We start from the raw sequence: 11385 nt of genomic DNA, 5'->3' as shown, positions 1-11385 counted from the left end.
GTCGAAGGATTAGGCGATCCTAAACTTATGCGTTGTTATCCGCGTCAGGGGATCTTGACCGAGTGTTCGAGCGTGCCGACGCCCTCGATCTCGATCTCGACGGTGTCACCGTCCGCCAGCGGCCCGACGCCTTCGGGCGTTCCGGTGGCGATCACGTCGCCCGGTTCCAGGGTCATGTACTCGGTGATCTCCGCGATGAGTTCCGGGATGGAGAAGATGAGGTGGTCACGCGAGGAGGACTGGCGAGTCTCACCGTTGACGCGGCACTCGATCGTGGCGTCCTCGGGGACGTGTTCCGGGGTCGCGACCAGCGGACCGATCGGACAGGCGTTGTCGAAGGCCTTCCCGCGGACCCAGTTCTGTTCGCGGTTCTGGTCGTCGCGGTTCGAGATGTCGTTGACGCAGGTGTAGCCCGCGACCACGTCCATCGCGCCGGACTCGGAGACGTTCTTGCACTGCTCGCCGATGACCACGCCCAGTTCCGCCTCGTGGTCGATCCGCTCCTTGCCCGAGGGCAGCGTGAGCGTGTTGCCGTGCGAGGCGATCGCGTTTGGCGCTTTCAGGAACAGCATCGGCCGATCCGGGAGTTCTTCCGCCATCTCGTCGGCGTGATCGGCGTAGTTGCGGCCGATACAGACGACTTTCGTGGGCTCACAGGGCGGGAGGATGTCGACCTCGTCGGGGTCGTAGCTCTCGTCCCCGAAGGCGATGCGGCCGTACGGGCCGGCCGCGGCAGTGACGACAGGCTCGCCGTCCTCGACGGTCCAGCGGCCGCCGCGGACGTTCCCCGCGGAGTCACGGAATCGAACGCGCTTCATGGCTCTGTTCACTCTCGGCCGACGGATAAGCGTTTAGGAGGGGTCCCCCGGACGCCGTCGGTCGGTTTCGACGGGCGTCTACGTCGGTATCGTCAGAGCGGGAACCTCCCCGCTGCTCGGGTCCCGCGGGTGACCGAACGCCTTTTGAGACGCCGCGGGCTACGCCCGGTCGATGAACGTTCTCGTCGTCGGCGCGGGCGCGATGGGGCGGTGGGTCGCCGGGACGCTCCGGGACCACGCCGACGCGACGCTCGCCTTCACCGACACCGACCAGGCCGCCGCCGAGGCCGCTGCCGGGGCCGTCGGCGGCCGCGCCGTCGCGACCGACACCGACGAGCGCTTCGACGTGGTCTGTGTGGCCGTCCCGATGCCGGTCGCGCGGGCCGCGATCGAGGAGTACGCCCCACTGGCGACGGGCGCCGTGGTCGACGTGACCGGCAGTATGCGGGAGCCGGTCGCAGCCATGCGCGAGGCCGCACCCGACAGCGAGCGGGTGAGTCTCCACCCGCTGTTCGCGCCGGCCAACGCACCCGGAAACGTCGCCGCCGTCACGGACGCCGACGGGCCGACAGCCGACCGGCTCACGACCGCCCTCTCGGCGGCCGGCAACACCGTCTTCGAGACGACCGTCGAGGAACACGACACCGCCATGGAGACGGTCCAGGCCGCCGCCCACACCGCCGTCCTGGCGTTCGCGCTGGCCGCCGAGGACGTGCCCGAGTCGTTCCACACGCCGATCTCGGCCGGCCTGGCCGACCTCGTCGACGGCGTCACCGGGGCGACCCCCGCGTCTACGCCGACATCCAGCGGACCTTCGACGGCGCCGACGCGGTGGCCGACGCCGCCCGCCGGCTGGCCGACGCTGACCCCGAGGAGTTCGCCCGCATCTACGAGGAGCTATGAACGCCGACACACGCCGACAGATCCGCGAGAACGCCCAGTACCTCAGGAGCGTCCGACCGCTCGACCCCGAGGAGATCCACGAGTACGTCGAGGGACAACCCCACCCGGCGGTCGTCCGGCGGGTCCTCCGGGAGGAGGCGTTCGACCTCGCGATCGTCGAGCAGGGAGACGGGACCTTCGTGCCGGCCCCGGAGGAACCGCTGTCGGTCCGGTTCCACGGCGTCGAGTCGTTCCCGACGCCGTACGCCCGCGCCGTCGAGGACCTGCTCGTCGAGGAGTTCGGACCGAACTGGCACCGCGGGGACAGCGGCGACCGCCTCCGCGAGCGTATCCGCGACATCAAGGAGCGGTATCTCCAGGGCGCATCGGTCGAGTACGACCGGCTCACCGCGCTGGGCTACGCGATCTATCACCTCCCGGACTACTACGCGACCGCCCAGTACCTGCTTGCCGACCTCGCCCGTGACGGACTGCTCCCGTCCCGACTCCGGGTGCTGGATGTCGGTGCCGGCGTCGGAGGGCCGGCGCTCGGGCTGCTGGATCTCCTGCCCGAGGACGGGCTGTTGGACTATCACGCCGTCGAGCCAAGCGCGGCCGCCGACGTGCTGGCACACCTCCTGGAGACTGCGCCGCCACACGTCGGGACGACGATCCACCGGGAGCGTGCCGAGGTGTTCGAGGCCGAGGAACCGTTCGACCTGATCCTCTTCGGGAACGTCCTCAGCGAACTCGACGACCCCGCGGCGACGGTCCGGCGATACCTGGACTTCCTGGCCGAGGACGGGACGGTGCTTGCGGTCGCGCCGGCCGACCGCAACACCGCGATCGACCTCCGGACGACCGAACGTGCCGTCGCGGACGACGGCCCAGCGACCGTCTACGCCCCGACAGTCCGGCTCTGGCCCCACCAGCGGCCCGGCGGCGAGTGCTGGTCGTTCGACCGCAAATCCGACATCGCGGTCCCCGACATCCAGCGCCGGCTGGACGACGCCGGCGGCGGGACCGGCGAGTTCGTCAACACCGACGTGCAGTACGCCTACAGCGTCCTCAGAACGGACGGGCAGACTCGTATCGACATCTCCCCCGACCGGGGCGTCCACGCGCCGATGGCCGACGCCGAGACCTACGTCACCGACCGGGTGAACCTCCTGGCGATCAAACTGAGCCCGGACCTCTCGGAGGGCGAGGGGAACCCGCTGTTCCTGATCGGCGACGGCAGCGAGGCGACCGACCACTTCGCGGTGCGGACCGACGCCTCGATGCTCAACGCCGACCTGGTCGAGGCCGACTACGGCGACCTCCTGTCGATACAGAACGGGCTGGTCCTCTGGAACGACGACGAAGCGGCCTACAACGTCGTCGTCGACGGCGAGACCGTCGTGGATCGGGCTCGCTGAGCGGTGGCCTTTTCTCGCGGACGGCCCGACGGGGGGTATGGACGACGACGAGCCGGCGATCCTGTTGACGAACGACGACGGCATCGACAGCACCGGGTTGCAGACGCTGTACGAGGGGCTCTCGACGGTCGGTGATGTCACCGTCGTGGCTCCGGCCGAAGACCAGAGCGCCGTCGGGCGGGCCATCTCCCACGAGGTCGAGGTCCGGGAACACGAACTCGGCTACGTCGTCGAGGGGACGCCCACCGACTGTGTCGTGGCCGGGCTGGAGGCGCTGGTCCCCGAGACCGACCTGGTGATCGCCGGCTGTAACCGGGGCGCGAACCTGGGCGCGTACGTCCTGGGCCGCTCTGGCACCGTCAGCGCCGCCGTCGAGGCGACGTTCTTCGACGTGCCGGCCATCGCCGTCTCGATGTACATCCCGGTCAGAGAGGACGCCGCGTTCTCCGACATCGAGGCCAACGGCGACAGCTACGGCGAGGCGGTGCGCGCGACGACGTACCTCGCCGACCACGCGCTCGGTGCCGGCGTCTTCGAGCAGTGTGACTACCTCAACGTCAACGCCCCGGTGGCGGAGTGGGGCCCGGCGGACATCGAGATCACCCGCCCGTCGCGGCTCTACGAGATGGACGCCGTCCACGACGGCGACGCCGTGACGCTGCACGACCGGATCTGGGAGCACATGGCCGACGGCGACATCCCCGACCCGGAGGGCACCGACCGGCGCGCGGTCGTCGACGGGAAGGTCAGTGTCTCCCCGCTGACCGCGCCACACACCACCGAACACCACGAGGCGCTGGACGCGCTCGCGGAGACGTACGACCCGACCGATTGACTCGCCGTCACGTTCAAGCCCGTCGGCGCCGCCAGAGAGGACGATGGCGACCACACGGCATCGCCCACCTCTCGGCCGGCGCCAGCTTGCCGGCACCGCGCTGGCGCTGGCGTTGATCGGGCTGTTACTGCTCGGGCTCGACACCGCTGCGGTCGCGACAGCGATCGCCGGTTCCGATCCGACACTCGTCGCGGGCACCGTCGTGACCGCGCTCGCCGCACAACTCGTCTGGAGTCTGACGACGGTGACGCTGCTGACAGCGGCCGACAGCGGCCTCCCGCCGTACCGGGTCCAACTGGGCTACCTCTCCGGGACCTTCGGCAAGCAGATCCTCCCGCTGGGAACGGTCAGCGGCACCGCGATCATGGCCTACGTCATCGCCGAGGACCTCGATCGGCAGTTCAGGGATGTCTTCGCTCCGGTGGCCGCCAGCGAGTTGCTCATCTTCGGCTCCTCGCTGGGCGTGGCCGTGCTCGGCCTCGTCGGCCTCGTCGCCGACCCGCGGGCGGGCGTCGGCGGCCCGATGGTGCTCGCGCTCGCTGCCGGTGTCACGCTCGTCCTCGTCGTCGGCGTCGCGCTCGTCGCGTACCGGCGGGCCGTGCTCGGACGCGCCGTCGTCGGGGTGGCTGGGGCCGTCCACGGGCTCGTCGCCCCCGTCTCCGAGCGGCTCGCCCGGCACACCCACCCCGACAGCGTGGCCCCGCACGTCGACTCCTTTCTCGCGGGCTTCGGGGCCGCGACCGGCGACGAACGGCGGATCGCCGTCGGCGCGTCCCTGGCAGTCCTCGGGTGGCTGACGCTCTCGCTGGCACTGTACTCCGGGCTGGCCGCCGTCGGCGTGACCGTCCCGTTCGCGCTCGCCCTGTTTCTCGCGCCGGCGAGCGGGCTGGCGACACTGCTCCCGACGCCGGGCGGTCTTGGCGGGTCGGAGGTCGGCCTCACTGCCGTCCTCACACTCCTGACGGGGGCGGGCGCCGAACAGGCCGCCGCCGGCGTCTTGCTCTATCGGCTCGCGACCTACTGGCTGGTCCTCTCGATCGGCGGGCTCGCGACCGCGTATCTCTCGGCCTCGATCTGGCGCGTACTGGAGTGAGTCGATGGCCAACGTTTTGCCGCCGGGCACGAACTGGGAGACACCGATCCGATGCGCTTCAGGAACGCAACACTGTTCGTCGCGCTGGCGGTCGCCTGGGGGAGCGCGTTCACCGCGATCAAGGCCGGGCTGGACTACTTCCCACCGGTGCTGTTTGCCGCGTTCAGATACGACCTCGCCGGGCTCTTGATGCTGGGCTACGCCGTGTACGCGACCGACCGCTGGCGGCCCCGGAGCAGGCCGGAGTGGACGCTTGTCGGCGTCGGTGGCCTGTTCATGATCGCCGCCTACCACGCCCTGCTGTTTGTCGGCGAACTGGGCGTCTCCAGCGCCGTCGCCGCCATCGTCGTGAGCCTCTCGCCGGTCCTCACGACCGCGTTCGCCCGGGTGTTTCTCCCCGAGGAACGTCTCACCGTCGTCGGCGTGGTCGGGTTGCTCGTCGGCTTCGTCGGCGTCGTCGTCCTGAGCAATCCCGGACGGGGCGCTCAGTGACGAGCCGCACTGTCTCGCTGTTTCTCGTCTTCCTGGCCGCGGCCGCGTTCGCGCTCGGGAGCGTCCTCACCCGCCGTGTCGAGGCCGAACTGCCCATCGAGACGATGGAGGCGTGGTCGATGTTGCTGGGCGCGGCTCTCATGCACGTCGCGAGCCTCGCCATCGGCGAGTCCGTCGCAGCCGTCCGCTGGGAACCGCGGGGACTCTTCGCGCTGGCGTATCTGGTCGTGGTCGCGAGCGCCCTGGGCTTCCTGATCTACTTCGACCTGCTGGAACGGCTCGGCCCTATCGAGATCAACCTGGTCTCCTACGCCGCGCCGATCGTCGCCGCCATCACCGGCGTCCTCTTCCTGCCGGAGGAACTGACAGCGGCGACCGTCGCCGGGTTCGCGCTCATCTTCGCCGGATTCATCCTGCTGAAACGGGACGCGATCAGGGACGAACTCCTCGGGGCGGGCCGGACGGCCGGAGAGCGCCACTGAGCGCTCAGAGCAGACCCGTCACGAAGCCAGCCCCCAGCAGGATCAACACGGCTGCGGAGAACACCGGCAGGTAGGGCGTGATCCGCTCGACCTCGTCCTCGTAGTGTTCGTACCCGGCCAGCAACAGGGCAGTCAGGCCGACGATACCGGCGATCACCGTGAGGGCGTAGGCACTCATCAGTTCGAGACAGTAGCTCGACCCGGCACAGAGTGCGATGATCTCGAACTCCTCCTCGTGGGCGAACCCGAGGAGGAACGCCGCCCAGGCGATACTGAGCAGGCCGCGATCGGCCGCGTCCGAGAGCGATCCGTGGTCGTGTCCGCCGGCGAACGGGAACGCGCGTCCGAGGCGAGCGCGGAGGCCACCCTCGTGGGCCTGCTCGCCGTGTGAGTGATCGTGGCTGTCCGCGTGAGAACCACCGTGCTCGTGTGAGTGGGACCGATCGTGCGAACGGCTGTGATCGTGTGTGTCACCGTGGTCGTGTGAGTGGTCGTCTACGTCGCCGCCGTGGCTGTGTCCGCCGGTGTACTCCCGGACGCCGAGGACGATCAGGAGGAGCCGGCGACGACACTGACCGGACCGCCGATCTGGATACCGGCAACGGTCAGTGGCTCGTTGACCTGCGTCAGCGAGAAGTACGACTTCGCGTAGAAGAACACGCCGACCATCGCGAGGCTGCTGACGAGGTGTCCCAGCCCGAGGATCGTGCTCGCGGCGATCCCGGCGACCCACTTGTTCGACTGGTCGAGCGCGTAGGAGGCCGCGACCGGCCAGCCGTGGCCCGGTTCCATCCCGTGGACCGCGCCGAGGACGACAGCTCCGGCCAGGAGTCCGGTCAGTTCGCCGTCGATCATCACGGGTGGACGTAGCGCCAGCGGTCGGTTAAGGGTAGTTAATACCTGTTTGGGGGATCGTCATACGCGCTTCGGCGAGCCGGCGGTGTTCATGTAGCGGGCGCGAGCACACACCGACGATGCGAACGAGTTTCAACATTCCCGACGAGACGGTGGCGGAGTTCGACCGCGTCTGGGAGGAGCAGGGCCTCGACAACCGCTCGCGGGCGGTCCGTGAGGCGATGCGTGAGTACATCGAAGCCCACTCCCGGTTCGACGAGCAGTCCGGCGAGGTCGTGGCGCTCCTGGGTTTCGACTACCGGCATCACGATGTCATCGAGTCCCTGCACACCGTCCAACACGAGTATCAGGACGTGATTCTGAACACGAGTCACACCCACCAGGGCGAGTGGTGTCTGGAGTCGCTGTTCTGTCGCGGCCCGGCGGGACGGGTCCGGGCGCTGACGAACAGACTGCGTGACTTCGACGCCGTCGGTCGGGTCAAAGTGATGATGATACGCGACGACTGACGGTTACGACTCGATCTCGCGGACGACCGTCGCCGGGTTCCCCCGGACCACGACGCCCGCGGGAACGTCTTCGGTGACGACCGCGCCCGAGGCGACGACGCTGCGGTCACCGACCGTCACGCCCGGATTCAGGACCGCCCGGCCGCCGATCCAGACATCGTCGCCGACGGTCACGGGCTTGCCGTACTCGATGCCGGCGGCGCGTTCGGCCGGGTCGAGCGAGTGTGTCGCCGTGTAGACGTGGACGCCCGGCCCCAGCAGACACCGATCGCCGAACTCGATCCGACAGACATCGAGGAACACGCAGCCGAAGTTCGCGAAGAAGCCGTCGCCGACGTGGATCTGGGTGCCGTAGTCACAGCGGAACTGTGGTTCGACGACGGTCGACTCGCCGACCGACCCGAACAGCTCGTCGAGCAGGTCCCGCCGCCGGTCGCCCGCGCCGGGGTCGGTCCGGTTGTACGCACGGACCAGTTCGCGTGCTCGCTCGCGCTCGGCGACCAGTTCGGGATCGCTCGGGTCGTACCGCTCGCCTGCCAGCATCTTCTCCTTCTCCGAGGGCATACGTCCGGTACGCCGGTCCGCGTGGTAAGCGCTCGGGACGCGAGTGTCGGACTTATATCCGTCCCGCCGTTACGCCGGAGAGATGGTCGAAATACGGCTTGCCGGACCAGCCGACGCGCCGGCCTGTCGCGAGATCTACGCACCGTTCGTCCGGGACAGCGCGATCACCTTCGAGACCGAGCTCCCCGGCGAAGCGGCGTTCGCCGAACGCCTCTCAGAGACGCTGGAACAGCACCCCTGGCTCGTCTGCGAACACGACGGTCGCGTCCTGGGGTACGCCTACGCCAGCCGCACCGAAGCCGGGGCGCCTACAAGTGGGCGGTCGAATCCTCTGTCTACGTCGCCGAGAACGCCCGGCGCTGCGGGGTCGCCGGCGGCCTCTACCAGTCACTGTTTGCCGTGTTGGAACGCCAGGGGTACCGCAACGTCTACGCCGGGATCACCGTCCCGAACCCGCCGAGTACGGCACTGCACGATGCCATGGGGTTCGACCGCGTCGGTACCTACGAGGACGTGGGCTACAAACACGGGGAGTGGCACGACGTAGAGTGGTGGGCACGCTCGCTCCGGGACGACGACGAGCCGCCGTCGGCGCCGATACCGATCCCCGAACTGGACAGCGACGCGGTCGCGTCGGCCCTCGCGACCGGGACGAACGCGCTCTCACTGTGAGTAGGGACCACAAACTGATATATCCCTACGAACGGTGGTCACCGTATGAACGAGGTACTGGTCGACCTACTCGCTCGCAACGCCGAGCACGCCGAGACGTTCCAGGCGCGGTTCGGCGACGTGCAGGACGCCCAACATCCCGAGGCAGTCACCGTCTGTTGTTCCGACTCCCGGGTCCTCCAGGACCACATCTTCGGCAACGACGAACCCGGCCACCTCTTTACCTGTGGAAACATCGGGAACCGGGTCGTCCAGCGGACCGCGTCGGGCGAGGCCGTCTCCGGTGACGTGCTCTATCCGCTCGCACACCGGGACGAAGACCGCCGTCGTCGTCGGCCACACCGGTTGCGGGGCCGTCACGGCGACCTACGACGAGCTCACCGAGGGACTCTCGGAACCGCCGGGGATCGAACACTGTCTCAGCCTGCTCGAACCCCACCTCGAACCCGGTGTCGAGGCGCTACCCGACGATGTGGGCCGTGCGGGCGCGATCAATCGGCTCGTCGAGTACAACGTGGATCGGCAAGTCGAGTTCCTCGTCGCGAGCGACGACGTGGCCGACGATGTCGATGTCGTCGGTGCCGTCTACGACTTCCAGGATGTCTACAGCGACCGTCGTGGCGAAGTCCACGTGATCAACGTCGGCGGCGAGACCGACGTGGCGACCCTCCGCGAGCAGTACCCCGAAATCGAGGGGCGAATCCGCCGTCTCTGGGAGTACTGAGCGGGCGTGTCGGTGGTCGAGTGAGCCTGTAGCGGTCGATGCCACGCCAGTCCTTCGCCTCGGCTTCTCGCTGTCCCACACGGTTCTCGGTGGCGTAGAGAACGCACCGGACCGTACCACGGACGGCTTCGACGGTCACATGTTCGTCTTTTTCCCCCCATATTAATCAGAAAACTTATACTCTTACCTCGCGTTCACTACTTGATTATGCATCCACGAAGACCAGATGGTGTCGGACGAGACGTGCCACATGCTACCATCAGTCGGCGGCGGTTCCTCGCGGCAGGTGGTGTCGTTGCTGCCGGCGGGCTCGCTGGGTGTCTGAGTCGAGTGGCGTCGTCCGTGACGAACACGGGAGCGTCGCCTGCCGCAGCATTCTCGGGGACACAGGGAGAGAGTATGGGCGAGTTTGTCGTTGGGCGGCCACACGTGAGTCGGCTGACTCCGACGGTGTCCGGTCGGATCGAACTGGAAGGGTGGGTTACGTCGTCGCCGGTCATGGCGCAGAACCACAATTCGTCGCGGAGCAACGCGCCGGGAGAAGGATACGCTCGTGACGATGACGCTGACGGTGACGGCCTCGGCGACGGCACTGAAGACGAGGACGAAGAACTGGAGCCCGTCTACGACTATCTTGGCGGCGAGGCGATGGTCGCCGAGCGGTTTACGGTCTGTCTGCCGGATGCGGAGGTGCCGGGTGGGAACGGGAGTATCCGGGAGGCGGTGACGCCGGATCGACTGCTCTCGTATCTCACAGGCGAGTCTGCTGGTGATGGGCGAGTGTACTCCTGGGGGACGCCGAAGGCTGGCCCGGATGGGGGTGGCGATTGCGACGATACTGAACGGGAGATTTTCCCGGGGGCGGCGTGCGGGACGACGCCTCACTTCGTTGCGGAGGTGTCTGAACCGACGGCGACGGGCGGTGGTTTGGAGGTCGTTCGAGCGGAGGACGGGCCAGTGCTGGTAGTGAGTTCGCCGCCGGGCGCGGACGGTGGCTCTGAGCAGGTCTGTAGTGTCCAATGGCCTTTTGGCACAGAACGGTGCGGGCCGGGTGTCTGGGCGCGGACGACGGAGTCTGGATCGTCGACTGGTGTGTCGGTGTTTCAGGTGATGGTGCAGCCGCCGCGGTGTCCGGAGTCGTTCCCGGCGTTGTTCTATGTCCAGCGGTGTGAGAGCAACGACCAGCTCGTGTACACGGGTGGGTGGGTCATCGACGATGCTGCGCTGTACGGGAATTCGGCGACGGTGGTGTCGATGGCTGGACCGACAGAGGTGGTCGGTGTCGAGCGTTCTAAGCTTTCTGAGCTTACTGCTACGTTTGAGGATGTGGCGGGTGGGGGTGATGCACCTCGGGGAATGGTTACGCGTCGACGGAGGGGGGCGCGGCTGGATTCGGGGACTGTTGAGGAGTTGGTGAAGGCGGGTGTACTTTCGGAGTCGGGTGGGAACGACATCCTCCTTCGGAAGCGGCCGGGAGAGAAGAAGTATGATATCGAGTTGCTGCACGTGGGGGTCGATGCCCCGGTGCTTCACTTGACGAGTGCGAGTCGGGCGTCCCAGGACGTGAAGTTCAAGGCGGGAGCCGAACTGTCGAAGGCGGTGAACTGACCCGGTTAGCGGTTCTCGCGCTGTTCCACCTTGTTCAACTCGATCAGGAGTCGGAAGGTCGCTTTCACGAGGTTCGCGTCGACATCGAACCGTTCGGCGTTCTCGCCGGCGCGATCCATCACGGCCTGTTCCTGTGCCTCGTCGGTGGTCGGCAGGCCCTGTTCGTCTTTGACCTGGGCGATCGTGTCGGCGACGTACGTTCGCTGGGCGATCTTCTCGACGATCTCGCGGTCGATGGCACGGATCTCGTCGCGCAGTTCCTCCAGTGACATGTCTTCCGGGGTAGGTTCTGAACTCATGCTATCTGTGTTCCGTCCGTCTGTGTCGTTGTCAGCAGTGTCTCGCCGTCACGCTGGTCCCAGTAGGCCTTGACCGGTTCGAGCGCCTCCCGTTCGCCGACGGCGGTAAACGAGGGGCCGGTCCCCGAGAGGGA

General features: G+C 67.8%; 9 protein-coding genes and 5 pseudogenes. 9 read left to right on the top strand and 5 right to left on the bottom strand.

Features of this window, described 5'->3' with window-relative positions:
• Window positions 1-44: 44 nt before the first annotated feature.
• Entirely contained in the window at window positions 45-818 is a 774-nt protein-coding gene (locus tag P1L40_RS00070) for a fumarylacetoacetate hydrolase family protein (protein WP_284009150.1), read from the bottom strand.
• 172 nt (window positions 819-990) lie between these two features.
• On the opposite strand from P1L40_RS00070, the pseudogene P1L40_RS00065 reads away from it, so the two are divergent.
• The 5 genes and pseudogenes from P1L40_RS00065 to P1L40_RS00045 all read left to right on the top strand — a co-directional run bounded on the left by P1L40_RS00065 (window position 991) and on the right by P1L40_RS00045 (window position 6020).
• Window positions 991-1721, top strand: a pseudogene (locus P1L40_RS00065) (prephenate dehydrogenase/arogenate dehydrogenase family protein).
• On the top strand, window positions 1718-3118 hold the full coding sequence (locus P1L40_RS00060) for a small ribosomal subunit Rsm22 family protein (RefSeq protein WP_284009146.1): 1401 nt from the start codon (window positions 1718-1720) through the stop codon (window positions 3116-3118). Before P1L40_RS00065 ends, P1L40_RS00060 begins: the two are co-directional and overlap by 4 nt.
• Window positions 3119-3155: 37 nt before the next feature.
• Entirely contained in the window at window positions 3156-3953 is a 798-nt protein-coding gene (gene surE / locus P1L40_RS00055) for a 5'/3'-nucleotidase SurE (protein ID WP_284009144.1), read from the top strand.
• A 43-nt stretch (window positions 3954-3996) separates the two neighbouring features.
• A complete protein-coding gene (locus P1L40_RS00050) occupies window positions 3997-5046 on the top strand; it encodes a lysylphosphatidylglycerol synthase transmembrane domain-containing protein (protein WP_284009142.1) in 1050 nt (349 codons plus the stop codon).
• 51 nt (window positions 5047-5097) lie between these two features.
• Window positions 5098-6020, top strand: a pseudogene (locus P1L40_RS00045) (DMT family transporter).
• A gap of 4 nt (window positions 6021-6024) precedes the next feature.
• On the opposite strand, the pseudogene P1L40_RS23455 reads toward P1L40_RS00045, so the two are convergent.
• Window positions 6025-6875: pseudogene (locus P1L40_RS23455) on the bottom strand (sulfite exporter TauE/SafE family protein).
• 119 nt (window positions 6876-6994) lie between these two features.
• On the opposite strand from P1L40_RS23455, the gene P1L40_RS00035 reads away from it, so the two are divergent.
• Window positions 6995-7384: a CopG family ribbon-helix-helix protein gene (locus tag P1L40_RS00035; protein WP_284009136.1), complete on the top strand. Its 390-nt coding sequence runs from the start codon at window positions 6995-6997 to the stop codon at window positions 7382-7384.
• A gap of 3 nt (window positions 7385-7387) precedes the next feature.
• Here P1L40_RS00035 and P1L40_RS00030 read toward each other — a convergent pair whose 3' ends face one another.
• Window positions 7388-7948, bottom strand: a complete 561-nt coding sequence (locus tag P1L40_RS00030) for a sugar O-acetyltransferase (RefSeq protein WP_284009135.1) — start codon at window positions 7946-7948, stop codon at window positions 7388-7390.
• A 21-nt stretch (window positions 7949-7969) separates the two neighbouring features.
• Here P1L40_RS00030 and P1L40_RS00025 point away from each other — a divergent pair, with 21 nt between their 5' ends.
• The 3 genes and pseudogenes from P1L40_RS00025 (at window position 7970) to P1L40_RS00015 (ending at window position 10952) form a co-directional block, all read left to right on the top strand.
• The gene (locus P1L40_RS00025; protein WP_284009252.1) at window positions 7970-8620 is read left to right on the top strand and encodes a GNAT family N-acetyltransferase; all 651 of its coding nucleotides are present in this window, start codon (window positions 7970-7972) and stop codon (window positions 8618-8620) included.
• A gap of 45 nt (window positions 8621-8665) precedes the next feature.
• Window positions 8666-9344 (top strand): annotated as a pseudogene (locus tag P1L40_RS00020) (carbonic anhydrase).
• Between the two features lie 399 nt (window positions 9345-9743).
• Window positions 9744-10952: a hypothetical protein gene (locus P1L40_RS00015; RefSeq protein WP_284009251.1), complete on the top strand. Its 1209-nt coding sequence runs from the start codon at window positions 9744-9746 to the stop codon at window positions 10950-10952.
• 5 nt (window positions 10953-10957) lie between these two features.
• Here the strand turns inward: P1L40_RS00015 and P1L40_RS00010 are convergent, their stop codons facing one another.
• Both P1L40_RS00010 and P1L40_RS00005 read right to left on the bottom strand, forming a co-directional pair.
• On the bottom strand, window positions 10958-11251 hold the full coding sequence (locus P1L40_RS00010; protein ID WP_284009128.1) for a chorismate mutase: 294 nt from the start codon (window positions 11249-11251) through the stop codon (window positions 10958-10960).
• A pseudogene (locus P1L40_RS00005) lies at window positions 11248-11385 on the bottom strand (shikimate kinase); the annotation flags it as partial. The gene P1L40_RS00010 and the pseudogene P1L40_RS00005, both read right to left, overlap by 4 nt.

It is taken from the genome of Haloarcula pelagica (assembly GCF_030127105.1).
Lineage (GTDB): Archaea > Halobacteriota > Halobacteria > Halobacteriales > Haloarculaceae > Haloarcula > Haloarcula pelagica.
This window is presented reverse-complemented; position numbering and strand designations above follow the sequence as displayed.